Annotated in this window: 16 protein-coding genes; 7 read left to right on the forward strand and 9 right to left on the reverse strand. The window is 68.8% G+C overall.

Going from position 1 to position 25,962, the window contains the following annotated elements:
- Positions 1 to 80 precede the first annotated feature (80 nt).
- Positions 81 to 1,079 carry an acrylyl-CoA reductase family protein gene (locus C8D93_RS16575; RefSeq protein ID WP_110266345.1) on the forward strand — a complete coding sequence of 333 codons (999 nt, stop codon included), beginning with the start codon at positions 81 to 83 and terminating at the stop codon, positions 1,077 to 1,079.
- Between the two features lie 6 nt (positions 1,080 to 1,085).
- On the opposite strand, the gene cls is transcribed toward C8D93_RS16575, so the two are convergent.
- From cls to C8D93_RS16610, 7 genes are all read right to left on the reverse strand, one after another.
- Entirely contained in the window at positions 1,086 to 2,549 is a 1,464-nt protein-coding gene (cls, locus tag C8D93_RS16580) for a cardiolipin synthase (RefSeq protein WP_110266346.1), read from the reverse strand.
- Positions 2,546 to 3,310 carry an endonuclease/exonuclease/phosphatase family protein gene (locus tag C8D93_RS16585; protein ID WP_245903946.1) on the reverse strand — a complete coding sequence of 255 codons (765 nt, stop codon included), beginning with the start codon at positions 3,308 to 3,310 and terminating at the stop codon, positions 2,546 to 2,548. The genes cls and C8D93_RS16585 overlap by 4 nt, the downstream gene beginning before the upstream one ends.
- Positions 3,311 to 3,317: 7 nt before the next feature.
- A complete protein-coding gene (locus tag C8D93_RS16590) occupies positions 3,318 to 6,440 on the reverse strand; it encodes an efflux RND transporter permease subunit (protein WP_110266348.1) in 3,123 nt (1,040 codons plus the stop codon).
- Positions 6,437 to 7,684 (reverse strand): efflux RND transporter periplasmic adaptor subunit, encoded by a 1,248-nt coding sequence (locus C8D93_RS16595; RefSeq protein WP_110266349.1) that lies wholly within the window; start codon positions 7,682 to 7,684, stop codon positions 6,437 to 6,439. The genes C8D93_RS16590 and C8D93_RS16595 overlap by 4 nt, the downstream gene beginning before the upstream one ends.
- Complete coding sequence (locus tag C8D93_RS16600) at positions 7,681 to 8,919, reverse strand: TolC family protein (RefSeq protein WP_170124073.1); 1,239 nt, start codon at positions 8,917 to 8,919, stop codon at positions 7,681 to 7,683. The genes C8D93_RS16595 and C8D93_RS16600 overlap by 4 nt, the downstream gene beginning before the upstream one ends.
- 62 nt (positions 8,920 to 8,981) lie before the next feature.
- Positions 8,982 to 9,353, reverse strand: a complete 372-nt coding sequence (locus C8D93_RS16605) for a CopL family metal-binding regulatory protein (protein WP_110266351.1) — start codon at positions 9,351 to 9,353, stop codon at positions 8,982 to 8,984.
- A 75-nt stretch (positions 9,354 to 9,428) separates the two neighbouring features.
- On the reverse strand, positions 9,429 to 11,849 hold the full coding sequence (locus tag C8D93_RS16610; protein ID WP_110266352.1) for a penicillin acylase family protein: 2,421 nt from the start codon (positions 11,847 to 11,849) through the stop codon (positions 9,429 to 9,431).
- Positions 11,850 to 12,043: 194 nt separating this feature from the next.
- Between C8D93_RS16610 and C8D93_RS16615 the strand changes: the two genes are divergently transcribed.
- From C8D93_RS16615 to C8D93_RS16640, 6 genes are all read left to right on the forward strand, one after another.
- On the forward strand, positions 12,044 to 14,971 hold the full coding sequence (locus C8D93_RS16615; protein WP_170124074.1) for a parallel beta-helix domain-containing protein: 2,928 nt from the start codon (positions 12,044 to 12,046) through the stop codon (positions 14,969 to 14,971).
- Positions 14,972 to 15,173: 202 nt separating this feature from the next.
- The gene (locus C8D93_RS16620; RefSeq protein ID WP_110266382.1) at positions 15,174 to 15,902 is read left to right on the forward strand and encodes a TetR/AcrR family transcriptional regulator; all 729 of its coding nucleotides are present in this window, start codon (positions 15,174 to 15,176) and stop codon (positions 15,900 to 15,902) included.
- Positions 15,880 to 17,223, forward strand: coding sequence for a TolC family outer membrane protein (locus C8D93_RS16625; RefSeq protein ID WP_110266354.1), 1,344 nt, complete (start codon positions 15,880 to 15,882; stop codon positions 17,221 to 17,223). Before C8D93_RS16620 ends, C8D93_RS16625 begins: the two co-directional genes overlap by 23 nt.
- Positions 17,224 to 17,253: 30 nt before the next feature.
- The gene (locus C8D93_RS16630; RefSeq protein ID WP_211307395.1) at positions 17,254 to 18,462 is read left to right on the forward strand and encodes an efflux RND transporter periplasmic adaptor subunit; all 1,209 of its coding nucleotides are present in this window, start codon (positions 17,254 to 17,256) and stop codon (positions 18,460 to 18,462) included.
- Positions 18,463 to 18,471: 9 nt separating this feature from the next.
- On the forward strand, positions 18,472 to 21,609 hold the full coding sequence (locus C8D93_RS16635; protein ID WP_110266355.1) for an efflux RND transporter permease subunit: 3,138 nt from the start codon (positions 18,472 to 18,474) through the stop codon (positions 21,607 to 21,609).
- Between the two features lie 133 nt (positions 21,610 to 21,742).
- Positions 21,743 to 24,409 (forward strand): efflux RND transporter permease subunit, encoded by a 2,667-nt coding sequence (locus tag C8D93_RS16640; protein WP_110266356.1) that lies wholly within the window; start codon positions 21,743 to 21,745, stop codon positions 24,407 to 24,409.
- 51 nt (positions 24,410 to 24,460) lie between these two features.
- Here C8D93_RS16640 and C8D93_RS16645 read toward each other — a convergent pair whose 3' ends face one another.
- Entirely contained in the window at positions 24,461 to 24,982 is a 522-nt protein-coding gene (locus tag C8D93_RS16645) for a Fur family transcriptional regulator (protein WP_110266357.1), read from the reverse strand.
- A gap of 49 nt (positions 24,983 to 25,031) precedes the next feature.
- Complete coding sequence (locus C8D93_RS16650; protein WP_110266358.1) at positions 25,032 to 25,961, reverse strand: DUF3299 domain-containing protein; 930 nt, start codon at positions 25,959 to 25,961, stop codon at positions 25,032 to 25,034.
- Between the last annotated feature and the right edge of the window lies 1 nt (position 25,962).

A 25,962-nucleotide genomic window follows, 5' to 3' on the forward strand; every position in this document is an offset into this window, starting at 1 on the left:
GAATGCGCGAAACTTCGGGTCCGCATTGTGGCGCCGCTGCGTGCGAAAAGTCGAAACCCCCGCCTCATCCAGGAGAACCCATGTCCCGCTTCAAGGCCCTGCGCGTCCATCTGCAGGACAAGACCGCGACCGCCCGTCTCGAAACCATCGGCCTCGACGATCTGGGGCCGGGTGAAGTCGTGATCCGCAACGCCTGGAGCGGCATCAACTACAAGGACGCGCTCGCCGTTACCGGCAAGGGCCGGATTCTCAAGGGCTACCCGAAGGTGCCGGGCATCGACCTGGCCGGCGTCGTCGAGCACAGCGAGAGCGCGCACTACCAGCCCGGCGACAAGGTGCTGGTCACCGGCTGCAACATCGGCGAGGCACTCGACGGTGGCTACGCCGAGTTCGCCCGCCTGCCGGCAGAGGCGCTGGTGCCGCTGCCGGACGGGCTGACGCTGCGCGAGGCCATGGCGATCGGCACCGCCGGCTTCACCGCGGCGATGGCACTGCGGCGCATGCTCGAGAATCATCAGGCGCCGGAGATGGGGCCGATCGCCGTCACCGGCCCGACCGGCGGCGTCGGCTCGATCGCGATCGACCTGTTCAAGCGCGCCGGTTTCACCGTGCACGCGATCACCGGCAAGGCCGGCGCCGCCGACGCCTATCTCAAGGCGCTGGGCGCGGACGAGGTCGTCTCGCGCCAGTCGCTGACGCTGGGCAGCAAGCCGCTGGAGAACGCGCTGTGGGGCGGTGCCGTGGACAATCTCGGCGGCGAGACCCTGGCGTGGCTGACGCGCACCGTGCGCCCCTGGGGCAACATCGGCAGCATCGGTCTGGCGCAATCCCATGAACTGCAGACCACGGTGATGCCCTTCATCCTGCGCGGCGTGTCGCTGCTCGGCATCCACTCGGTGGAGGTGCCGCGCACCTGGCGCGAGGACCTGTGGCGCAGGCTCGCCGGCGAGTGGAAGCCGCGCATCCTCGAGCGGCTGGTCACGCGCGAAGTCACGCTCGACGAACTGCCGGAAGCGTGCAAGGACCTCGTTGCCGGCACGGTCCAGGGGCGCACGCTGGTGCGCATCGCCGGTGGCTGAGCGCCGTCACAGGTAGGGCGAGAACAGCCAGCACAGCGCGTCGCGCAGACGCACCGGCAGCGGACGGTTCTGGATCTCGTCGAGCGTGATCTCGCGCGAACGCGCGCGCACCGCGGTGAAGTGCGCGCCGAGCGACTGCGCGAATGCGCGTTCGTAGACTTCCACGGCGAGTTCGAAATTCAGCTCCAGGCTGCGTGCGTCGAGATTGGCGCTGCCGATCTGCGCGTAGACGCCGTCCACCGCAAACAGCTTGCTGTGGTTGAACGGCGGCGGCTGCTCGAAGATGCGCACGCCGTGCCGCAGCAGCTCGCCGAGCATGTGACGCGATGCCCATTGCACGAACGGCAGGTTGTTGCGCGCCGGCAGGATCACGTCCACGCGCACGCCGCGCAGCGCAGCCGCTTGCAGTTCGGCGACCATCGCCGTCGGCGGCAGGAAGTACGGCGTCATCACCATGACCTCGCGATGCGCCGCCGAGATGGCGGCCTGCAGCACCATCGACAGATGGTCGTAGTCCTCGTTCGGCCCGTCGGTGATCGCGCGGCAGGCGGCGCCGGCCTCGACCGGCAGCGCCCGCAGCGGCGGCGCCGTCCAGTTCTCGTTCGCCGACAGTCGCCAGTCCTCGGCGAAAACCTCCGCGAGCTGCGCGAGCACCGGGCCCTGCAGCTCGAAGTGCAGGTCGGCCGCCGGGCGGCGGATGCCGGCGTCACGCGTCAGGTGACGGCGGCCGATGTTGATGCCGCCGGTGAAGCCGGTCTCGCCGTCGATCAGCAGCAGCTTGCGGTGGTTGCGCAGGTTCAGGTGCAGGGACGGCGGCAGCAGGCGCGGACGGTTGAAGACCGCGGTGGCGATGCCGGCGCGCCGCAGGCGGCGGGTCATCGGCACCAGCGAGTAGTGCTGGCCGAAGCCGTCGATCAGCACCCGCACGTCGACGCCGCGTTCGGCGGCCGCGGCCAGGGCATCGACGAAGCGGTGCCCAAGATCGTCGTTGTCGAAGATGTAGGTGGCCAGCGCGATCGACTGCCGCGCCTGCGCGATCGCCTCGAGCATGCGCGGGTAGGTCTCGTCGCCGTTGTGCAGCAGGCGCAGGCGGTTGCCGTCGAGCAGCGGCAGGCCGGTCAGCCGGTCGGCGGTGCGCGCGACTTCCTCGAGCCACATCGGGATCGCGTGCGTGCCCTTGTCGGCGCGGTTGCGCACGTCCTGTTCGTGCAGCGGTCCGCTGGCGCTGCCGAGTCGCGATTCCATGCCCAGGCGCCGCGCGCGGGTGCGGATGCGGTCGATGCCGAAGAGGAAGTACAGCGCCGGCCCGGCGAACGGGAACAGCCAGCAGACGGCGATCCAGCCCCAGGCGGCGCGCGGATCGCGACGGGTCAGCAGCGCGTGTCCGGCGGCGCCGATCGCGATGGCGAGCCACAGCGCCAGCAGTGCGCTGCGCCAGTGTTCCAGCAGCAGGACGGAGCCGGCGGTCATGTCGGACGCAGGCGGATCTCGGTGGCCACCGGCAGGTGATCCGAGAGCTGCAGATCGAGTACCTGCGCCGGTGCCACCTGGGCGCTCTTCGTCGCCAGCACGTGATCGATGCTGCGCATCGGCCGCCAGCTCGGGTAGGTCGGGGTCTGGTGGATCGAGCGAAAGCCGATGCGCTGCAGATGCGGGTGGGCGTCGAGTTCCTGCGGTTCGCAGTTGAAGTCGCCCATCAGCAACGTGTCGGCCTCGGGGTCGACGAGATCCGCGGCGAAGCTCAACTGGCGCTCGCGCGTGGCGCGGCCGAGCGCGAGATGCGCCACCAGCAGGTGCAGCGGCGCGTGGCCCGGTTCGCGCAGGTGGGCCTCGAGCACGCCGCGTCCGGGAATGCGCCCGGGCAGCGGATGGTGCCGGATGTCCTGCAGCGGGTGGCGCGACAGGAAGCCCAGTGCGTGCTGCGCGAACGGGCCGAGGTTGCGGTTGATCGCGGCGTGCCAGTGCGTGAAGCCGGCGCGGCGCGCGAGATACTCGATCTGGTTGATCTGCGCGGTGCGCAGGCTGCCGGCATCGGCTTCCTGCAGCGCGACGACGTCGAAGTCGGCGATGACTTCGGCGATACGGTCGAGGTTGCGGCGTGCGCTGCGCGACGGCAGCACGTGGCGCCAGGCACCGGTCACGTAGTGCCCGTAGTTGCGGGTGGGCATCCCGACCTGGATGTTGAGGGTCAGGATGCGCAAAGCCGGCGACGGGACTTCGATGGCGCTCACCGCTCCATTATTGCCCGGACCCGGCATCGCGGAGCTGCCGGCGTCCGAGCAGCAGATACGCCGCCGGCAGGACCAGCATCGACAGCAGCGGCGCGCTGATCATGCCGCCGAGCATCGGCGCGGCGATGCGCTGCATGACTTCCGACCCGGTGCCGGCGCCTTCGCCCAGTGCCCAGAACAGCGGCAGCAGGCCGACGAGGATCGTCGCCACGGTCATCGCCTTGGGCCGCACGCGCATCACCGCGCCGTCGACGATCGCGGCATGCAGGGACTGCTCGTCGCGCGGGGCGTGACGCGCGATCGCCTGGCGCAGGTAGAGCAGCATGATCACGCCGAACTCGGCCGCGACGCCGGCCAGCGCGATGAAGCCCACCGCGGAGGCGACCGACAGCGAGTGCCCGAGCAGGTAGACCAGCCATAGGCCGCCGATCAGCGACAGCGGCAGGCTGGCCATGATCAGCAGTGCCTCCTGCGCGCGGCCGAAGCTCAGGTAGAGCAGCAGGAAGATCAGCCCCAGCGTCAGCGGCACGACGAGCTGCAGCCGCTGCGCCGCGCGTTCGAGGTACTCGAACTGGCCGGACCAGGTGATCGAGTAGCCGGGCGGCAGCGTGATGTGGCTGCTCACCAGCTCTCGTGCCTCCGCGACGAAGGCGCCGAGGTCGCGGCCGCGGATGTCGACGTAGACGGTGCCGCTGGGACGCGTGTTCTCGGTCCTGATCATCGGCGGACCGTCGGCGATGTCGATGTGCGCGATACTGCCGAGCGTCACCGTGGCGCCGCCGGCGGTGAACACCGGCAGCTCGCGCAGCTCGGCGAGCGAGTCGCGCAGCTCGCGCGGGTAGCGCAGGTTGATCGGGTAGCGCGCGAGCCCGTCGACCACCTCGCCGAGGTTGGCGCCGCCGATGCCGAAGCCGACGATGCGTTGCACGTCGGCGACCGACAGGCCGTGGCGCGCCGCTGCCAGCCGGTCCGGCACGATCTCGACATAGCGTCCGCCGTCGACGCGTTCCGCGAACACCGAGGCCGCGCCGGGTTGGTCGCGCAGCAGCTGCTCGATCTGCGCGCCGATGCGGGCGATCTCGTCCAGCTCGGGGCCCGATACCTTGATGCCGAGCGGCGATTTCACGCCGGTCGCGAGCATGTCGATGCGGTTGCGGATCGGCTGGACCCAGACATTGCCCATGCCGGGAATCTGCAGCGCGGCGTCCAGTTCGGCGACCAGCTTTTCGGTGGTCATGCCGGCGCGCCACTGCGCGCGCGGCTTGAGCCGGATCGTGGTCTCGATCATCTCCAGCGGCGCCGGATCGGTGGCGGTCTCGGCGCGGCCGATCTTGCCGAAGACGCGATCGACCTCGGGAAAGGCGGCGATGATGCGGTCGGTCTGCTGCAGCAGTTCGGCGGCCTTGCCCGCCGACAGCCCGGGCAGCGCCGTCGGCATGTACAGCAGGTCGCCCTCGTCGAGCGCCGGCATGAACTCGGTGCCGAGTCGCGTCAGCGGCCAGGCACTGGCGACCAGCAGCAGCGCGGCGACCAGCAGCGTCGCGCCGGGGTGACGCAGCACGCGGTCGACCAGCGGACGGTAGGCGGCGATCAGGATGCGGTTGATCGGGTTGTCCTGTTCGGAGCGGATGCGGCCGCGGATGAACAGCGTCATCAGCACCGGCACCAGCGTCACCGACAGGCCGGCGGCTGCGGCCATCGCGTAGGTCTTGGTGTACGCCAGCGGCGCGAACAGGCGGCCCTCCTGCGCCTGCAGGGTGAACACCGGCAGGAACGAGACGGTGATGATCAGCAGCGAGAAGAACAGCGCCGGCCCGACCTCGGTGGCGGCCTCGGCGATCAGCGCCGGCCGTCGCGCGTCGGGCGGTGCCTGCTCGATCTTCTTGTGCGCGTTCTCGACCATCACCACGGCGGCGTCGACCATCGCGCCGATCGCGATGGCGATGCCGCCCAGCGACATGATGTTCGCGTTGATGCCCTGGTGACGCATGACGATGAAGGCCACGAGTACGCCCAGCGGCAGGGTGACGATGGCCACCAGCGCCGAGCGCAGGTGCAGCAGGAAGGCGACGCAGACCAGGCCGACGACGACGAACTCCTCGATCAGCTTGCCGCGCAGGTTGTCGACGGCGCGCCCGATCAGCGCCGAGCGGTCGTAGGTCTCGACGATCTCCACGCCCTCGGGCAGTCCGGCGCGCAGCGCATCGAGCTTGCGCTTGACCGCCTCGATCGTCGTCGCGGCGTTGGCGCCGTAGCGCATCACGACGATGCCGCCGACGACCTCGCCCTCGCCGTCGAGTTCGGCGATGCCGCGGCGCAGCTCGGGGCCGCGCCGGATCGTCGCGACGTCGCCGAGCAGCACCGGCGTGCCGTCGGCGCCGGTCGCCAGCGGGATCAGGCGAAAGTCGTCGAGCGTGCGCAGATAGCCGCGTGCGCGCACCATGTACTCGGCCTCGGCCATCTCGATCACCGAGCCGCCGGTCTCGCCGTTGGCGGCCTCCACCGCCTCGACGATGCGGTCGAGCGCCAGGCCCCAGGCGCGCAACCGGTCGGGATCGACGACGATCTGGAACTGCGCGTTGAAGCCGCCGACGGTGGCGACCTCGGCGACATCGTCGACGCCCTGCAGCTCGTAGCGCAGGAACCAGTCCTGGATCGCGCGCAGCTCGCCCAGGTCGTGACGGCCGCTGCGATCAACCAGCGCGTACTCGTAGACCCAGCCGACACCGGTCGCGTCCGGGCCGAGCGCCGTCTTCGCGTTCGCCGGCAGGCGGCCCTGCACCTGGGACAGCGATTCCAGCACGCGCGAGCGTGCCCAGTACAGGTCGGTGCCGTCCTCGAACAGGATGTAGACCAGCGATTCGCCGAACATCGAGTAGCCGCGCACGGTCTTCGCGTGCGGTACCGCGAGCAGGCGCGTGGTCAGCGGGTACGTGATCTGGTCCTCGACGACCTGCGGCGCCTGGCCGGGAAAGGTCGTGCGCACGATCACCTGCACGTCCGACAGGTCCGGCAGCGCGTCGAGCGGCGTGGTCTTCACCGCCCAGACGCCCCAGCCGCCGACCAGCAGCGTGACCAGCAGCACCAGCGGCCGGTTGCCGATCGACCAGTGAATCAGCCGCGCGATCATGGACCTTCCCCGGAGGAATGTGCGTGCGCGGGTGCGCTCATGCGGCCGAACGCACCGCGAAGGCTCGCCTCGGAGTCGATCAGGAACTGTCCGGAGACGACCACACGTTCGTTCTCGGCGAGGCCGTCGAGAATCACGGTGCGGCCGTTGCGTTCGTCACCGGCGACGACCTCGGCCGGACGGAAGCGGTGGTTGTCCAGCGCGACGATCACGACACTGCGCGTGCCGGTGCGGATCAGCGCCTCGCTCGGAATCGTCAGGACGTCGTCACGCGCGCCACCGAACAGCGCGACGTCGGCATACATGCCCGGCGTGAGCCGCCAGTCCGGGTTGTCGAATACCACCCGCACCCGTGCCGTGCGCGTGACCGTGTCGACGCCGGGGTAGAGGTAGTCGATGCGTCCCTCGAAGACTTCGCCGGGCAGGGCGGCGAAGCGTGCCTCGGCCGGCCGGCCCTCGGTGATGCGGCCGAGCTGCGCCTCCGGCACCTCGGCGATGATCCACACCGACGACAGGTCGGCGATGCGCGCCAGCGGCATGCCCGGTGCGATCTGCCGCCCTTCGTGCACGTCGAGGTCGAGCACGACGCCGTCGGCCGGCGCCAGCAAGGGCAACGCTCGCTGCGCCTCGCCGCGACGCAGGATCGCATCGATCTGCGCGGCATCGGCACCGACCAGGCGCAGACGCTGGCGCGCGGCCGACTGCAGGGCCTCGTCGCCGCTGCGCCGCGCCAGCAACAGCTCCTGCTGGGCCGCGTAGAGCTCCGGCGCGTAGACGCCGGCCAGGGTCTCGCCTGCACGCACGCGCTCGCCGACGGCGTGCACGCGCTGCTGCTCGATCCAGCCGGCCGCGCGGCTCTCCAGCGTGCGGATGCGGCGTGCATCGACCTCGACGCGGCCGACGGTGTCGACGCGCTGCCAGAAGCGACCGCGCTCGACCGTCGTCGTGCGGATGCCGAGCCGTTGCACCATCTGCGCCGTGACCTCGACCGTGGGCAGGGTGTCGGCGTGGGCTGTCGCGGCCTGCGCGGCCGCGCGCTTCTGCACCAGTGTCATGCCGCAGATCGGGCAGTTGCCGGGCGCGTCCATGCGCACCTCCGGGTGCATGGCGCAGGTCCAGTAGACCTCGCCGTCGTCGCCGGTCTGCGCGACCGGCTCGTGCACGTGCCGCTGTGCTGCCCACCACGCGCCGCCGGCGGCGCAGACGACGACCACGGTCACCGCGAGGATCGGAAGGGTTTTCATGCGTCGTCTCCGGTCAGGTAGCGAAGTTGCGTGCGCAGGCGTGCGCGGGCGGCACGCAGGTCGAGGGTCTGCAGCTCGATGTCGAGCGCCTGCAGACGGGCGTCGAAGACGGCGTCGAGCGTGCCGCGACCGCCGCCGTAGGCCGCCAGCGCCGAATCCACGCGCAGGCGCGCGGCCGGCAGCAGTCGCGTCTCGAAGTGCTCCAGGCGCTGGTCGACCAGCGTCTGCTCGCCCCAGGCGGCCTGCAGCTCGGCGAGCAAGGCGCGCCGCCCGTCTTCGGCGTCGGCCTGCGCCGCCAGCCGCTCGGCGCTTGCCGCGGCCAGCGCCGGGTCCTGCCGGCGCGCGGTGAACAGCGGCAGGTCGATGCCGACCTGCACGCTGAACATGTCGTCATAGGGTCGGCGGTGGCCGTACATGGCCTGCAGGCGCCAGTCCGGGCGATAGGCGGCGCGGGCCAGGTCGACCTCCGCGCCGCTGCGCTCGGCGGCACGTTCGAGAGCCTGCAGTTCCGGGTGTTCGCCCGCGCGCGCCAGTGCCGCCTCCAGCGACGCCGGCATCGCCGTCGGCGGATTGCCGGTGACGGCGTCGGCCTCGTGGCCGGTCCACCGGACGAGCCGTGCGCGCGCCGAAACCAGTGCCTGCCCGAGGGCGCGGCGACGGTCGTCGACCAGTCCGTTCGCCAGCTCGGCGGCGAGCGTCGCGTCCTGGCTGCCGCGGCCGCTGCGCTGCGCGATCAGGCCGGCTTCGCGGGTGCGTGCAGTCTCGACGGCCAGACGCTCGACGACTGTCAGCGCCTCCTGTGCCTGCCAGACGTCGATCCAGGCCAGGGACACGTCGCGCACGACGGCACGCTGCAGCAGGGCCTGCTCGGCCTCGATGCGCGCCGCATCGAGGCGCGCGCTGCGCTCGAGCTGGTGCCGCCTCGCGGCATTCGGGAACGCCTGCATGATGCCGACTTCCGTCATCGTCATGCGTTCGGCATCGGCGGCGTAGGGGTCGGGTTGTTCCACCGACAGGTTCTGCAGGCCGGCGATGAACTCCGGGTCCGGCAGCGCGCCGGCCGCGACGCTCCGCGCGTCGGCGGCCCGTGCGCGGGCGGCCTGCGCCTCGAGCCGCGGCTGCTGTGCCAGTGCGAGGCGCACGGCGGTATCCAGGTCGATCGACGCCCTCGCCGGTGCGGCGATCAACAGGGCGATGCCGGCAACGAGGCCGGGCAGGGGGGAAGACACAGGCATGGGCCTGACTCCGATGAAGGGAACGACAGCCGCACCGGAACGCATCCGGCGGGGCGCGGGCTTCAGCAGGTCAGGTCGATCGGGGGGCGCAACAATTCGTGCGGCGAGGCGTGCGGTCGCGGTGCGGACCACCGCTCCGCGCGCAGCGTTCCGGCCACGGGCACGGCGTTCGCGGGCAGGCTGGCCGCCAGCCCCGGCGCCGACATGCAGCCGGCGCTGCAATGTCCGCAATTGCCGTCGTCGCAGCAATCCATGGACGGCATGGTCGCGGTCTGCTCCGCTCCGGCCTCGGCAGTCGCGCCGTGACAGGGCATGACGGTCTCGGTGGCCGTCGCGACCGCATCGGTCGCCGCAGGCGCCATCGCCGACGCAGGTGCGAACGCCTGCGTCAGCAGGCTCAGCATCAGGGCAATGGCGGCAAGGCGGTGCAGCATCGCGTGATCATAGCCCTTGACCGGGGTCCGGAGTTCAAGTGCCCCTCCCCCGGTGTGCAGGGGAGGGGCACCGGCCTATTCGCTCAGGCGGTACTCGCGGATGCGGTCGGCCGCGATCTCTTCCGGCGTGAACGGGAACTTGTGCCAGCGCTTGGCCGAGTACTCGCGCGTGTAGTCGGCGAAGTGCGGGTTCGCCGGGTCGGTCGACTGCGAGTAGGTGACGAAGCCCTCGGCATGCACGCCGTTCTCGTCCCAGGTCACGGTGTGGATGTAGCTGTTGCCGTACTCGACCTCGTATCCGTTCGCGTCCAGCGGGTCGGAGTCGGCGATGGTGAAGGCGCCCTCGTAGAACTGGCCGCCGAAGATCGGGATGTCGTCCTCGATCGCCAGCGGGTGCTGGATGTCGCGCAGCGGCGCATCGAAATCGAAGCCCGATGCGGCGACGGCGGCGGCACCGGCTTCGAAGGCTTCCTGCACGGCGGCCTGGCCGGCGTCGAGATCGCGCGGCGTGTTGACCGGGTCGTCCGCCGAGAACGGCGTTGCCCAGTAGTCGCCTCCGGTGCCGCCGCGGTTGCCGGACAGCACGTACCAGAACTCGCGCCAGACGTGCGCGCCGGTGGAGTCGAGCCCGGCTCGCGTGTTCCAGCCGGCGAGTGCGGCGCAGGCGCTGGCCGCGTCGCCGCCGGCATCCGGGCAGATCTCGTCGAGCACCGTCTGCTGCGCGAGCTCGCCGGACAGGATGCGCGACGACAGCACGACCTCCTGCAGCAGCGGCAGCGTGAAGCCGGTGCCGGCCAGGCCGTCGCTGCCGTCGAGCCGCTGCTGGATCTGGCGGATGCCCAGGCGCGTGCGCAGCGTGCGCTCGGTCTCCTCGTCGCCGATGATGCGCGCGTAGCCGGTGATCGGCTCGGCGGGATTGGTCAGCCAGTACGAGTCGTTGAAGTTGCCGACCCAGTCGTTGCGGGCGAGCGTCGGCAGGTTGCTCCGGCCGAAGATGCCGGGCGCCGGCGCGTCCGGGTCGGAATCCCATTCGCAGTCGGCACGCGACCCGTCGAGCACCGGCAGGCCGGGCACGAGCGTCTGCACGACGGCGTGGATCGGAATCGCCTGGCAGACGGTGACCTTGCTGTCCGGCACGTTGGGCACGACGGTGATGTCGCCGTAGTAGGCCTGCCCGTCGGGACCGCTGGCGACGGTGTTGACCCAGGGCACGCCGAGGATCTCGCCGTGCAGCCGCACGAACTCGTCGAGTGACTCCGCCTGGTTCCAGCGCGCGAACTGGTTGATGAGCCGGTCGTTCTCGGCATTGGCGTCACGCATCGTGTAGGCCTTCAGCGGGGTCCAGCCGAGAACCGGAATGCCGCTGACCTCGAGCACCAGCATCGGGCCGAAATGCGAGCGGTACAGGGTGCGGCTTTCCTGGCTGATCGTGCCGTCCGCTTCGAGCACGTCGATGGTGATCGGGATCTGCTCGATGTCGCGGATCTCGCCGTCATAGATGTACTGCAGCGGGTTCAGCGGGTTGAGCGTCAGCTCGTAGAGCCCGAAGCGGTACGCCGTGGAGACCGTGTGGCTCCACGCGAAGTGGTCGTTGAAGCCGATGAGGATCGCCGGCACGCCGTAGAGCGAGCTGCCCATGATGTCCAGTTCGCCCGGAATCGTCGCGTGCGCGACGTACAGCCGCTCCGGCCCGGTCCACGGGAAGTGCGGGTTGCCGAAGACCATGCTGCTGCCGTCCTGCGTGGCCTCGCGGCCGAGGGCGTACATGTTGCTGCCGAAGCGCTGGCCGCGCAGTTCGGTGAAGTAGCGCAGCGGGCCCGGATCGGCCTGCAGCGCGGCGCGCTTCTCGTCCTCGCTGGGCTCGCCGGCCTTGCCGAGCGACAGCAGCGGCCGGGCGTTGGCGATCTCGTTCATCAGCACCGTCGAGCTGGCGATGATCGCCAGGCGCAGGTAGCGCCGGTACATGTCGTCGGTCTCGATCTCGAACAGCCAGTCGGCGTCGGCGCAGGCGGCATGGCGTCCCGGGTGCGCGCCGGACTTGAGTTCGCGGATGTAGCGGTTGTAGCCGTCGACGAAGCCGGCAGTGACCTCCTTGAACTCGGGCAGCGTGTTCTCGCGCGTCGGCGCCAGGCGCTCCTCGGTCGTGGACATGCGCCAGAAGAAGTCGCTGTCGAGGTTGTTCGCGGTGACACCGCTGGGAATGATCGTGTAGCTGCCGTCGCGGCCGAAGTAGCGCGCGCGCTCGCCGCGGATCGTGACCAGGTCCTCCTGCAGCACGCAGAGGTTGTCCTCGGCGAAGGCATAGCCGTAGCCGTAGCCCATGCTGGCGTAGTCGTCGGCCTTGATGTGCGGGATGCCCAGTGTCGTGCGCGTGACGGTCACGTCGTACTTGCCGTTGCCGCCGCCCCCGCCATCGCCGATCTCGGGGACCGACGATTCGCCACAGGCGGCGACGACCAGACCGGCGGCCACGGCCGCCCATACGTTCCTGCGCATGCTCTCCTCCGGTGTTTGAATGCTTCTATGCGGCGAACTATAACCGCGCCGCCGTCAGGAATCCGCTGACGCGGCTGGGTGATTTCCGCGGTCGCGTTTTTACTATTGGTGGGCGGTGACGCGGGTGCTAGCGTCGCCCCATGGGCAAGAGCCGGGATCGACGAATGCCGGCCTCCAGCAGCGGGAGAGCGCACATGGGGATGCAGACGAAAGCGGTTCGGTGGGCGGTGGTGGCGGTCGCGACGGCGCTGCTGGCCGCCTGCGGCAGCAGTTCGGTGCCGGATGTGACCGCGCCCGGTGGCGGCGGCGACGCCGGCGTCAAGACCTTCCGCATCTGTCCCGGCGCGACGGCGCGCGAGGAGATTCTGACGGCGTTCTTCGATGCGCGCGAAGGCGACACCATCGAGTTCTGTGCCGGCACCTTCGAGATGACCACCGGCCTGATTCTCAACGGCAAGCGCGGCATCACCGTGCGCGGCGCCGGCATGAATCAGACCATCCTCAACTTCAGGAACAGCGACAGCGCCGAGGGCATCAACGCCGTGCACGCCGACGGCCTCGTGCTCGAAGGCTTCACCGTCGAGGACACGCCGGGCAACGGCATCCGCGTGTTCCGCTCCGAGTACATCACCATGCGCGACGTGCGCGCGCGCTGGCGCGACAGCGAAGGCCGCGACGAGACCGACGAGGGCTACGAGGTCAGTCCCGAGAACGGCGCCTACGGGCTCTATCCGGTAGAGACCCGCCACGTGCTGATGGAGGACTGCGAGGCCCACGGCGCCTCCGACGCCGGCATCTACGTCGGCCAGACCAGCGATGTGCTGGTGCGCAACTGCTACGCGACCTACAACGTCGCCGGTTTCGAGTTCGAGAACACCTTCCGCGCCGTGTTCGAAGACAACGTGGCCACGAAGAATACCGGCGGCTTTCTGGTCTTCGACCTGCCGGACCTGCGCCAGTACGGCGCCAAGAACATCGTCCGCCGCAACAAGTCGTACGACAACAACACCGACAACTTCGCGCCGATCGGCAACATCGTCGGCCTGACGCCGCGTGGCACCGGCATGCTGATCCTCGCGACCGACCAGCTCGAGATTCACGACAACGAGATCTACGACAACGACACCACCGGCATCGCGATCGTCAACTTCGGTCTCGCGTCGCCGGAGTACCCGGACCTGCGCTACGACTTCTTCCCCGAAGGGCTGTACATCCACCACAACGTGTTCCGCAACAACGGCGGCAACCCGCAGGAGCCCGATCCGGCCCGCGGCGAAGCGAGCCTGCTGCCGCTGCTGCTGCGCATCAAGAACCTCGGCCGCTCGGCACACATCGTCTGGGACGGTGCCGAGGACGCGCCGAACGACTGCACCTCGATTCCGAAGGACGGCGACGGCGTGCCGCTGACCGAGCCCAACGCCCACTACCCGCACGAGGAGCAGGGCGGTCGCACCGACGAACGCGGCCGGCCGAACGTCACGCGCGAGGACCAGGACCCGGAGTGCAAGTGGAACGCCTGGAAGTTCGACGACGAAGGCGAACTCAACAAGCCGGAGAACTGGCTGTGCATCGCCGAGACCAACGAGTTCGTCAGCGGCGGATCGGTGCTCGGCACGCTGACGACGCCGTTTTTGCGCGCGAACATCACGTCGAGCGATCCGGCGACGCTGATCGTCGACCTGCTGCGGCCGGCGTCGACGGACCTTGCGCCGCACCGCTGCGAACTGCCGGCGCACCCCGAGCCGGTGCTGGACCTGCCCTACGAGCCCGACCCGGACAGCGCCGGTGCGCGGCCCGATCCGGCTGCCGTGGCCGCGGCCTGCAGCAAGGGCCGCGCCGGGCACGTCAACATGGACGCCGTGCTGCACTACAACTGCCCGCGTCTCGCCGACTACGGGCTGTTCACCGATCCAGCCGATCCGCGCAGCGGCCCGAGCGGGCAGGGCATGCCGTTCGAGCTCAACAGCGCGCTGTTCTCCGACTACGCGAAGAAGTACCGCTTCCTGTTCGTGCCGGACGGCACGCAGGCGGTCTACCGGGATCACGACGACGGTGTCACGGCGACCCTGGACTTCCCCGTTGGCACCGTGATCGCGAAGACCTTCTCCTTCCCGGTCGAGGACGACAGCGGTGCGCCGCTGAGCGAAGACATCGTCGAGACGCGCCTGCTGATAAAGCGGCAGACCGAGGAGGGCGTGAACTGGGTCGGCCTGCCTTATATCTGGAAGACCGCGGACGACGGCAGCCGCTATGCCGAACTCGCGGTCGCCGGCGGCAACAAGGCGGTCGAGTACGACTATGCCGATCCGGACGACGAAGTGCGCACGACCGATGGCCAGCCGGTGCGCTACCGCGGCAGCGTGGCCAACTACGGCATTCCGGCGGCACTGAACTGCCTGACCTGTCACGCCGACGAGAACCGCGAAGCCGGTTCGGCCCCGATCGGGCCCAAGCCGCGCTTTCTCAACCGCACGAATGTCTTCGCCGACGTCGGCGAGATGAACCAGCTCGACTACATGCAGATGAAGGGGCTGCTCAGCGGCCTGCCCGGCATCGGCGTCGAGCGCTCGCCGAAGTGGAACGTCGCCGGCAGCAGCGGCGAGCTGCCGGAGTCGCCCGCCGATGTGCATGCGCGCATGCGCGCCTATCTCGAGGTCAACTGCGCGCACTGCCATCACCCGCAGGGCGGCGGCTCCAATTCGGGGCTCTACCTCGACGCGTATCGCCGGGTCGACCAGCGCTATGGCATCTGCAAGAAACCGGTGGCCGCCGGCCGCGGTTCGGGCGGTCTGCAGTACGACATCGTGCCGGGGGCGTCCACCGACTCGATCCTGTACTTCCGCACCGCCAGCGATCAGCCGGGCGTGCGCATGCCGCCGCTGGCGCGCACGGTGGTGCACGGCGAAGCGGTCAACCTGATCGCGCGCTGGATCGACGAGGCCCTGCCCGAGCTGTCGGACCAGATCGACAACGAGGAAGTCTGCAGCGGCGGTGGCGGCCTGCTCGGCGGACTGTCCAAGCTGGACGTGCCTGCCGAACTGCAGCCCCTGTTCGCGATGGCGGGACTGCTTTCCCCCGATCAGCGCCGCGTGATCGAGGCCAGACCGGCGTCCGCCGACTGACGCTGGCGGCATCGGCGGACAGCCCGCTGCGACCGATTCCGCCCGGGCAGGGGCGGCGGTTGGCGGTCGATGTCAAATAGAATCAAATAGATAGGAGAGTTGCGCGCGCAAAACCGCTCAAATTGAAGAGCTTGACTCCGATAATGAACCGGATTCAAAATTCGCGACCTATTCGTTGCGCCGCAACATTTCGGGCCGGATCGTGGGGACCAAGGAACGCAAGCAGCGGGAATTCGCCGAGCGCGAGCGTCAGTTCCTGGACGCTGCCTACGAGCTCGTGAGCGCCAACGGCCTGCTCAACCTGCAGGTCAGCAAGGTTGCCGAGAAGTGCGAGTACGCTGTCGGCACGCTCTACCAGCACTTCGCGAGCAAGGAAGACCTGCTGCTGGCGCTGACCACCCTGCAGTCGCAGGCGCATACCGAGATGTTCCGGCGCGTCGCGCAATGGGAGGCACGTCCGCGCGAGCGCATGTTCGCGATCGCCGTTGCCGACATGATTTTCGTGCGCAACTACCCCGAACACTTCCGCATCGCCCAGTACGCACTGTGCGAGGTCGTCTGGCGTGCCGCCTCGGCCGAGCGTCGCCAGGACTTCCTCGAGGCCGGGCGGCCGATCGGCGAGATCGTGATCGGCATCGTCCGCGACGCCGTCGCGGCCGGCGATCTCGCGCTCGGCGGCATGTCGCCCGAGGAGGTCTGCACCGGCCTGTGGGCGCTGTGCAACGGCATCCACAACCTCGTGCATGCCGAAGGCGTGCTCGAGGACTTCGCCGTCGGCGATTCCTACCTCCTGATGTGCCGGCACGTCCAGGCCATGCTCAACGGGCTCGGCTGGCAGCCGCTCGCCGATCCGGAGGACGTGCGTGCCACCGACCGGCTGATCCAACGAATCACCAACGAGGTTTTCCATGACCTGTGCCCTGCGCAGTAAGCGGACACTCGCACCCTTGCTCGGACTGCTCGCCGCGGCGGCCCTGACGCCGGCCTCGGCGATGAGCCTCAGCGAGGCCTACGAACGGGCGGCCGAGCACGATCCCTACGTCGCCGCCTCGCGCGCCCAGTACGAGGCCGACCGCGAGCAGGGTCGCCAGGAGTTCGGCAGCCTGCTGCCCAGCGTCACGCTCGGCGGCAGCTACTACTACGCCGACACGGAGTTGGAAGCGGCTTTCGGTCAGTCGCAGGACGACTACGAGGGCTGGTCCGCGCAGGTGGAGTTGCGCCAGCCGCTGTTCCGGCTCGACTGGTTCGCGCGTCGCGACCGTTCGCGTCTGTTCGACTCGCGCGCCGATGCGGCGCTGCGCGAGCGCGAACTGGCGACGTTGTTCCGCGTGGCCGAGCGGTACTTCGGCGTGCTGCTTGCCCAGGACGAACTCACCCAGGCCGAGGCCGAAGCCGAGGCCGTGCGCGAGTCGCTGGAGGACACGCGCAAGCGCTACGAGGTCGAGTTGGTCCCGGGCACCGATCTGAAGGAGGCCCAGGCGCGCGATGATCTCGCGCAGGCGCGGCTGCTGTCGGCCAGGACCGGGCTGATTACCGCGCAGGATGCGCTCGAGGAGATCACCGGCAGCGGCCACGTCGCGCTGCCCGCCTTGGATGACGACCTGGCCTTCCCGCCGCTGGCGCCCGCCAACGTCGACGAGTGGGTGGCCGCGGCGCGCGAGCAGAGTCCGAGCATTGCGCTCGCCCGACACGCGGCGCTGATCGCCGGCGCCGACCGGCGCAGCGCCCGTTCCAGTGCCTCGCCGGTCCTCGACCTGGTCGCCTCGGCGGGGCGGGTCGACAGCAGCGAATACGAGCTGGGCCAGCTCCAGGACGACGCTCGCGTGGGCGTGGAACTCAGCGTGCCGATCTATGCCGGCGGCATCAATGCCGCGCGTCTGCGCCAGGCTGAGGCCAGCGAACGGGCGGCGCAGGCCGAGCTGACGCGGGTGACGCTGGAGGTCGAGCGGCTGACCCGGCAGAGCTACCGCCAGGCGTCGACCGCCTACTTCGAGGTCGATGCTTACCAGCGCTCGCTGGAGTCGGCGCTGGCTGCCGAGGCGGCGACGCGTGCCGGCTACGATGCCGGCACGCGCACGATCACCGACGTTCTCGACGCCAAGTCGCGCGTCGTGCAGGCGAGGCGCGAACTCAACAGCACCCGCTACAACCTGCTGCTCAAACTGCTCGAACTCAGGCAGCGCGCCGGAGAACTGTCCGCCGCGGATTTCGATCAGATCGACACGCTTCTTCGCTACCCCCCGGCGCCGTAACGCGCACACCGAACATTCAGGACACGGATTATGAATCCCCGAGCCCCCAGCCCCTCGAACCACGATACCGCCGCCAGCTCCGGGCGCAGGACTGCCGTGCGCATGGTGATCATGCTCGTGCTGCTCGCCATCGTCTTCGGTGCCGTATTCGGCGCGAAGTGGTTCGGCAATTTCATGATGGCGCAATACCTCGAGAACATGCCGACGCCGCCGGCGACGATCAGTGCCAGCGAGGTGCAGTCGATGCGCTGGGACAACCGGCTCGAGGCGATCGGCACGCTGGTGGCGGTCAACGGCGCTGACCTCACCTCCGAGGCCGGCGGCATCGTCGAGGCCATCCACTTCGAGTCGGGCGACCGGGTGGAGAAGGGCAAGCTGCTGGTCTCGCTGGACAGCGAGGAGCAGATCGGCGACCTCAAGCGCCTGCGTGCGCAGGCCGATCTGGCCGAGCTCAACCGCAAGCGGCGCGAGCAGCTCTACAAGCTCGAGGCGATCTCCAAGTCCGACTACGACGCCGCCGTGGCCGAGGCCGATGCGGCCAAGGCTGCTGCCGAGGCGCAGGCCGGTCGCGTGGCGCAGAAGCAGATCCGCGCACCGTTCGCGGGCCAGCTCGGCATCCGCCAGGTGAACGTCGGGCAGTACGTCTCGCCGGGAACGCCGATCGTCACGCTGCAGTCGCTCGATCCGATCGACGTCGATTTCAGCCTGCCGGAACAGTACACGGGTACCGTGCAGGCCGGCTTCAAGGTCAGCGTGCGCGTCGATGCCTATCCGCAGCAGCGCTTCACCGGCGAGGTGCTCGCGGTGGAGCCACGCGTCGATCCGGCCACGCGCAACTTCGGTCTGCGTGCGCGCCTGCCGAATCCGGACGGACTGCTGCGCGCCGGTCAGTTCGGGCGCGTCGTGCTGTCGCTGCCCGGCGAGCGCGAGGTGCTGGCGATTCCCCGCACTGCCGTCGAGTACAGCTCCTACGGCACCTCGGTGTTCGTGCTGCAGCCGCGCAAGCCGCCCGAGGGCAGCGAGGGCGGCGAGCAGCAGGGGCCGAAGGATGAGGTGGTGCAGCGCTTCGTGCGGATCGGCGACAGCCGCGGCGATTTCGTCGCTGTGATCGAGGGGCTGCAGCCGGGCGACCGCGTTGCCACCTCGGGCCTGATGAAGCTGCGCAACCAGACACCGGTCCATATCGACAACGGCCTGGCGCCGGACGCCAAGCTCGATCCGCAGCCGCCGCAGACCTGAGGCGACCTCATGCACTTCACCGACATCTTCATCAAGCGCCCGGTGCTGGCCACCGTGGTCAGCCTGGTCATCCTGCTGCTCGGCCTACGCGCCGGGGCCGACCTGACCGTGCGCGAGTACCCGGAGCTGCAGAACGCGCAGATCAACATCAGCGTCGCGTACCCGGGTGCCGAGGCCGAGCTGATGGACGGCTTCATCACCACGCCGCTGGAGCGCGAAATCGCGACCGCCGACGGCATCGACTTCATGACCTCGAGCACCGCGCAGGGCATCGCGACGATCACCGCGAACCTGCGCCTGGACAAGGATCCGAACGAGGCGCTGACGGAGATTTCCGCCAAGGTCAACAAGCTGCGCCGCCAGCTGCCCGAGGCCTCGGAGGACCCGGTGGTCGAGATCGGCGAGAGCGGCGGTACCGCCGCGATGTACATCTCGGTCTACTCCAAGGTGCTCGACAAGAGCCAGATCACCGATTACCTGATCCGCGTCGTCGAGCCGCAGCTGTCGACGATTCCCGGCGTCGAGAAGGCGGAAATCCAGGGTGCCCGCACCTATGCCATGCGCGTCTGGCTCAAGCCGGACCGTCTGGCGGCGCACAATCTCACCGCGAGCGAGGTCTACGGCCGCATCCGCGAGCAGAACGTGCTGTCGGCGGTTGGCGAGGCCAAGGGCAACTATGTGCGCATCGGCCTGTCTGCCCAGACCGACCTGCGTACCACGGACGAGTTCCGCCAGCTCGTGCTGCGCACCGAGGGCGACGATGTCGTGCGCCTGGGTGACGTGGCCGATATCGTGCTCGGTGCGGAGGACTACGATGGCGGCGCCGGCTGGAACGGCGACCCGGCCCTGTTCATCGCCGTGTTCGTGCGTCCCGAGGCCAATGTGCTCGACGTCATCGAGGACGTGCTCAAGGTGTGGCCGTCGATCAAGCAGGCGCTGCCGGAAGGGCTCGAGGCGGAAATCGGCTACGACTCCACCGAGTACATCCGCGAGGCGATCGCCGAGGTGCGCACGACTCTGATCGAGGCCGTACTGATCGTGCTCGCCGTGATCTTCCTGTTCCTCGGCTCGGTGCGCAGCTCGCTGATCCCGGCGGTCACCGTTCCGCTGTCTCTGGTCGGCGCGCTGTTCATCATGCTGGTGATGGGCTACACCATCAATCTGCTGACGTTGCTGGCGATGGTGCTGGCCATCGGCATGGTCGTCGACGACGCCATCATCGTGCTCGAGAACGTGCATCGGCATATCGAGGAAGGCATGAAGCCTTTCGATGCTGCGATCAAGGGTGCGCGCGAGCTGGTCGGCCCGGTGATCGCGATGACGATCACGCTGGTGGCGGTCTACGCGCCGATCGGCTTCCTGTCCGGCATCACCGGCAAGCTGTTCAGCGAGTTCGCGTTCACGCTCGCCGGCGCGGTACTGATCTCCGGCATCATCGCCCTGACGCTCACGCCGATGATGTGCGCGCGCATTCTCAAGCCTACCCACGGCGAGGACGCCGAGCCCAACCGCCTGGCCGACTGGCTCGACGCGAAGTTCGAAAGCTGGCGCAACGGCTACAAGCAGCGTCTGCACGGCGCTCTGAACACGCGCCACGTGATCGGCGTCTTCGGCGTGATCGTGTTCGTCTCCTGCGGCTTCCTCTATGTCTCGACACCCGGCGAACTGGCGCCGCAGGAGGACTTCGGCTTCGCGTTCTCGATCAACGAGGTCGACGGCTACGCCTCGCCCGAGTACCTCGAGGAGCAGTTCCAGGCGGCGCAGAAGATCACGCTCGAAGATCCGGACGTCGACAATATCTTCACGTTCAGCATCTCCAACGGCAACGCGACGAACACCGCGTTCATGGGCATGGTGATGCGTAACTGGACCGAACGCGAGCGGCTCACGCCGACGATTCTTTCCGAGCTGCAGGGCAAGCTGAACAAGCTTCCGGGCCTGCGCTGGACCGGCATCCAGCCGCCGGCGCTGCCGACCCCCGGGCAGGGCTATCCGGTGGAGTTCGTGCTCAAGTCGACGGCGCCGCCGGAGACCATCGCGCGTATCGGCGACCAGATCGTCGAGCGTGCCGAGGCCACCAAGCAGTTCTTCTTCATCGGCCAGCGCCTGCACATCGACAAACCGGAGACGCGCATCCACATCGACCGCGACAAGGCGGCGATGCTCGGCGTCGACATGGGCGCATTGTCCGCCGACATGGCGGCGCTGCTGGCCGGAGGCGAGGTCAACCGCTTCTCCTACGACAGCCGTTCGTACAAGGTGATCCAGCAGGTCACGCGCGGCGAGCGCATCAACCCGCAGCAACTCGAGGGCTACTACACCCGCGCGCGCAACGGCGAGCTGATCCCGCTGTCCACGCTGGTGAAGCTCGAGGACCGCGTCATCCCCCGCACGATCGAGCATTTCCAGCAGCTCAACTCCAACACGATCATCGCGGTGCCGCGGCCGGACATCCCGCAGGGTGAAGCGCTCAAGGTGTTCGAGGACCTGTTCGCGGAGCTGGCACCGGCCAATTTCCAGACCGACTATGCCGGCGCCTCGCGTCAGTTCAAGCAGGAGGGCACGGCGCTGGCGACGACCTTCGTGTTCGCGCTGATTCTCATCTACCTGGTGCTGGCGGCACAGTTCGAGTCGTTCCGCGATCCGATCATCATGCTGGTCACGGTGCCGATGTCGATCTGCGGCGCACTGCTGGTGCTCAACATCTTCGCGATTCTCAACAGCATGCAGATCGCGCAGTTCCCGGGCATGACGCTGAACATCTACACCCAGGTTGGCCTGGTCACGTTGATCGGCGTGATCTCCAAGCACGGCATCCTGATCGTGGAGTTTGCGAACAAGCTGCAGGAACAGGGAATGGGCAAGCGCGAGGCGATCGAGGAGGCGGCGTCGATCCGTCTGCGGCCGGTGCTGATGACCACGGCGGCACTGGTGATCGCGATGTTCCCGCTGCTGTTCGCGGAGGGTCCGGGCGCCGGTTCGCGCTTCTCGATCGGTCTGGTGATCGCCGCCGGCATGACCATCGGCACCTTGTTCACGCTGTACGTGGTACCGGCGATGTACCTGTATATCGGCCGGGACTACGCCGCCGTGGCGGCGAAAAAGGCAGCCAAGGCGCACGGCTCGGCACCGGCAGCCGCGCACTGATCGCCGTGTCGCCGGCATTCGCTACGGGCCCGTTCGCGGGCCCGTTTGCGTTGCGGCGCCTGATCCGCGCGGGGGAGAACAGGCCGCTGCGCTTTCTGTGACACTCTCGCCCGAACCTTCGCGGACTCTTCGCATGCGTGTGAACGCCGAAACCATCCTGCGCGTCGTCGAGCCGGCGCTCTATTCGCCGCGCGGCCGGCGCATCAGCGTCGTGTTGCTGGTGCTGATGACGGCGCTGATGGCGGTGCAGGCCCTGCGCCTGGAACCGGACGCGAGCTTCGGCAAGACGGTGCCGACGGATCATCCGTACATGCAGGTGTTCGAGCAGTACCGCGGCGACGTCGGCGGCGCCAACGCGGTGCTGGTGGCGCTGATGCAGGACGATCCGGACGACGGCGAGATCTACAACGAGCGCTTTCTCGCCAGCCTCAAGCTGGCCACGAGCGAGGTCGAGTTCACGCGCGGCATCGACCGCACCGAGCTGTCGTCGATCTTCACGCGCAACGTGCGCTTTCTCGAGGTGGTCGAGAACGGCGGCTTCCGCTCCGAAGACGTGATTCCGGCCAGCTATGCGCCGTCGCCCGAGATGTTCGCGCTGATCCGCGAGCACGTCGGCAAGGCCGGGGTCATTGGCCGGCTGGTCTCCAACGACCAGCGCGGCGCACTGGTCTACGCCGACGTGCTCGAGCGCGATCCGGAGACCGATGCCGGCACCGACCTGGTCCACGTCGCCGAGAACCTCGAGGACAAGGTCCGCGGCCAGCTCACCAGTCCGGACAAGTACGTGCTGCGGCTGACCCGCGACTACGCTCATCTGACAGCAGGCAGCGTCGTCGCCGAGCGCTACGGTGATCCGGGCTGGCGACGCTGGCTGCGATCCTATGACGTGCACGATCGCGACGAGATCGGCGGCAAGCGCGTGATTGAGGTGCCGGGCCGCCTGCTGACGGTCGAGCGCGTCGACAATCCGGCCTACCACCCCGGCCTGTCGGTGCACATCATCGGCTTCGCCAAGGTGGTCGGCGACGTCTCGGCGGCGACACAGCAGGTGATGCTGTTCTTCGTGCTGACCCTGCTCGGCACCTTCGTCGCACTGTGGGTCTACCTGCGCGACCTGCGCTTGGCCTGGCTGCCGATGCTGTGCTCGATCGTCGCCGTGATCTGGGAACTGGGCCTGCTGCGCACGGCCGGTTTCGGGCTCGATCCGTTCGCGATCATGGTGCCGTTCCTGGTGTTGGCGATCTCGACCTCGCACGGCGTGCAGTACGTGAACTTCTGGGCGGACGAGATCGTGCGCGGGCGCGATCCCTTCGAGGCGTCGCGCCAGACCTTCCGGCGGCTGTTCATTCCCGGGAGCATCGCGCTGATCACCAACGTGGCCGGCTTCCTGACGATCGCGCTGGTGCCCATCGGCGTGATCCGCGAGATGTCGATCAACGCCTGTCTCGGCATGCTGGCGGTCATCGTCACCAACAAGCTGATGATGCCGATCTGGCTGTCGACGCTGCGCGTGCATGGCGTCGACGGCTTCCGCGCCCGCCGTGCGCGGCTCGCGTTGGCCGGTGAGGCCCTGTGGCAGCGCATGGCAGTGGTCACCACGCGGCCGGTGGCCGCCGGCCTGCTGACGCTGGCGGCCGTCGTGCTCGCCGCGAGCTGGCATCTGCAGGACGGGCGCATCATCGGCGATGCGCAGACCGGTGTGCCCGAGCTGCGGCCGGACTCGGTCTACAACGTCGATTCGCGCGCCATCGCCCGCAACTTCAGCATTGCCACCGACGTGTTCACGGTCATCGCCGAGGCTGATCCGTGGTCGTGCATCGAGTACGAGGCGCTGGAGCAGATCGACCGCTTCGCCTGGCATCTGCGGAACACCGAGGGCGTGACCTCCTCGCGGGCCCTGCCTGACGTGGCGCGCAAGGTCTACTCCGGATTCTGGGAGGGGCACATCAAGCAGCGCGTGCTGCCGCGCAACCGCGATTCGCTGGTGCTCGCAACCAAGCCGGTCGAAACCCGCACCGGCCTGCTCAACGTCGATTGCAGCGCGATGCCGGTCTATCTGTACACGACCGATCACCGCGCCTCGACGATCCACCGCATCACCGATGCCGTGCAGCGCTTCAACCAAGCCAACGCGGCCGAGTATTACGCCGCGCATCCGCAGGCCGATGCCGCCGCCTGCGCCGAACGCCTGCAACTGCGCCGCACCGGCGAAGTGGCCGAGGAACCGCTGGCCTGTCCGGTGCACTTCGCGATGGCCTCCGGCAACGTCGGCGTGATGGCCGCGACCAACGAGGTCATCGAGGACAACGAGCTGCGGACCGTGCTCTGGGTCTACGCCGTCATCGGCGTGCTGCTGGTGCTGTCCTACCGCTCGCTCGCCGGCGTGGCGATCATCGGCGTGCCCTTGTTCCTGGTGACGATCTTCGCCAACGCGCTGATGGCCGTGGCCGGCATCGGCCTCAAGGTCGCGACCCTGCCCGTGGTCACGCTCGCGGTCGGCATCGGCGTGGACTACGGCATCTACGTCTACGACGTGCTGCGTCACCAGCTCGACGACGCGAAGCTGGACTTGCGCGACGCCTACGTCGCGACCCTGCGCCAGACCGGCAAGGCGGTGATCTTCACCGGCCTGTGTCTCGCCGGCGGCGTGTTCGCGTGGCTGTTCTCGGGTCTGCAGTTCCAGCGCGACATGGGCCTGCTGCTGGTCGTGATGTTCAGCGCCAACATGCTCGGCGCCGTGCTGCTGGGGCCGGCGATCGCGCGGTTCGTGTTGCGGCCGCGCGATCGAGAACCCATGTAGGAGCGACTTCAGCCGCGACCGGGGCGCAGGCAATCTGACCCGGCCGGCGGGTCACCGGGCGCCTGCGACTCCGATGCCGTCGGCGCCGTCCGGCGGCTGCCGGCAGGTCTGGCACAGGCCGGGGACTTCCACGATGGCCTTGCCCGGCTTGAAGCCGCGGCTCCTCGCCGCCTTGCTGAGCAGCTCCGCGACACGCTCGGATTCCAGCTCGTCGGCCTTGCCGCAGGACGAGCAGACGAGGTACAGGGTGTCGTGCGGATGATCCGGGTGCTCGCAGGCCACGTAGGCCTGCGCGGAAGTGAGCTTGTGCACGAGGCCGACGCGCACGAGAAAGTCGAGCTGGCGGTAGACCGTCAAGGGCGCCAGCTTGCGGCCTTCCCGCTGCTCCATCAGCGCAAGCAACTCGTAGGCGGAGATGGGGTTCTTCTGCGTCAGCAGCTCGGCGTAGGCATTGATGCGCGCCGGCGTCAGCCGCTCTCCGGCTTTTGTACAGAGCTGCTCGGCGCGGTGCAGCGCGGCCGCAGGCAGGCTGGGTGCGCGCAGGCGACGCGTGGCGGTCTTTCGAGCTTTCATCGGCGAAGCTTAGTCCCGTTCCGAGCAGCGGCATAGGCAACCCGAGCGTTCATCGCGAGACGACCCGCGCATCGTGAAGGCGATAGATCACGCCGGTTTCGCTGCCCTGGACCGTCTCGAAGCGTCCTTCGAGCAGGATTGGATCCCAGGACGCCTTGATGCCCTTTTGCGCGAACACCTCGACCGCACCCGCGGGCCCGCCGGGAATGTGAAAGAAGCAGCTCGGCGGATTGGAGGTCAGCAGGAAGTGCTTCTGCTTCTCCTCGGATTCCAGCGGCATCATGAAGCCGATGAGCTTCACCTTCTCGCCGCTCTGCTCGGCCACTGCGCCCGGGAATTCGGCGGACACCCGGTTGTCGGCGTCGAAACGCAGTCGTGCCTGCATCAGCGTGTCCCATCGCAGATCGGCCTGGTCCTCGTCGAGGCTCGCGAAGCCCACCGATTGCAGGCTGATGACGTTGATCAGCACCTCGAGCGAGCGGTCCTGGTAGGTCACGGTCAGCGTGTCCGCGCCCATCTCGCCGCCGACGACGCCGATCTCGGACCAGCCGAGGTCGTCGGTGACCGGGTCCTCGCCGATCGGCACGACCCGCGAGCTGCCGCTGATCGCGTACTCCAGCTGCGCCCCCTGCACCGGATTGCCGTCCTGATCCGTGACCACCAGCGTCAGGTAGGCCATGTCCCGTTCGAGCAGGTCGACGACGTACTGGCGGCGCTCGTTGAGGTAGGCGGTCTCGGAGATCAGTTCGAGAATCACCGGGCCGGCATCCGCGGCATCGACCGGCGTGCGCGTGGCCGGTGGCTGCGGATAGGTGACGGCGGAAGGCGTGCCGGCGAAGGGATCGTCGGTTTTCGACGCCGGGGCTTCGGCAGCCAGTTCCTCAGCGGTCAGGCCCGTCGATTCCGGCGGTTCGGCTTTTCGGTTGCAGGCCTGCAGCGGCAGGACTGCAGCCAGTAGCGTGGCGACGAGCAGGCGCATG

This window comes from Sinimarinibacterium flocculans, from assembly GCF_003201205.1.
Taxonomy (GTDB): Bacteria; Pseudomonadota; Gammaproteobacteria; order Nevskiales; family Nevskiaceae; genus Solimonas; species Solimonas flocculans.

What these genes read in the sequence shown, in the direction of transcription:
- C8D93_RS16650 (WP_110266358.1), bottom strand. Translation starts at nt 25,961, where the DNA reads ATGCGCCTGCTCGTCGCCACGCTACTGGCTGCAGTCCTGCCGCTGCAG.
- C8D93_RS16615 (WP_170124074.1), top strand. Translation starts at nt 12,044, where the DNA reads ATGGGGATGCAGACGAAAGCGGTTCGGTGGGCGGTGGTGGCGGTCGCG.
- C8D93_RS16590 (WP_110266348.1), bottom strand. Translation starts at nt 6,440, where the DNA reads ATGATCGCGCGGCTGATTCACTGGTCGATCGGCAACCGGCCGCTGGTG.
- C8D93_RS16610 (WP_110266352.1), bottom strand. Translation starts at nt 11,849, where the DNA reads ATGCGCAGGAACGTATGGGCGGCCGTGGCCGCCGGTCTGGTCGTCGCC.
- C8D93_RS16635 (WP_110266355.1), top strand. Translation starts at nt 18,472, where the DNA reads ATGCACTTCACCGACATCTTCATCAAGCGCCCGGTGCTGGCCACCGTG.
- cls (WP_110266346.1), bottom strand. Translation starts at nt 2,549, where the DNA reads ATGACCGCCGGCTCCGTCCTGCTGCTGGAACACTGGCGCAGCGCACTG.
- C8D93_RS16640 (WP_110266356.1), top strand. Translation starts at nt 21,743, where the DNA reads ATGCGTGTGAACGCCGAAACCATCCTGCGCGTCGTCGAGCCGGCGCTC.
- C8D93_RS16630 (WP_211307395.1), top strand. Translation starts at nt 17,254, where the DNA reads ATGAATCCCCGAGCCCCCAGCCCCTCGAACCACGATACCGCCGCCAGC.
- C8D93_RS16595 (WP_110266349.1), bottom strand. Translation starts at nt 7,684, where the DNA reads ATGAAAACCCTTCCGATCCTCGCGGTGACCGTGGTCGTCGTCTGCGCC.
- C8D93_RS16645 (WP_110266357.1), bottom strand. Translation starts at nt 24,982, where the DNA reads ATGAAAGCTCGAAAGACCGCCACGCGTCGCCTGCGCGCACCCAGCCTG.
- C8D93_RS16605 (WP_110266351.1), bottom strand. Translation starts at nt 9,353, where the DNA reads ATGCTGCACCGCCTTGCCGCCATTGCCCTGATGCTGAGCCTGCTGACG.
- C8D93_RS16575 (WP_110266345.1), top strand. Translation starts at nt 81, where the DNA reads ATGTCCCGCTTCAAGGCCCTGCGCGTCCATCTGCAGGACAAGACCGCG.
- C8D93_RS16625 (WP_110266354.1), top strand. Translation starts at nt 15,880, where the DNA reads ATGACCTGTGCCCTGCGCAGTAAGCGGACACTCGCACCCTTGCTCGGA.
- C8D93_RS16600 (WP_170124073.1), bottom strand. Translation starts at nt 8,919, where the DNA reads ATGCCTGTGTCTTCCCCCCTGCCCGGCCTCGTTGCCGGCATCGCCCTG.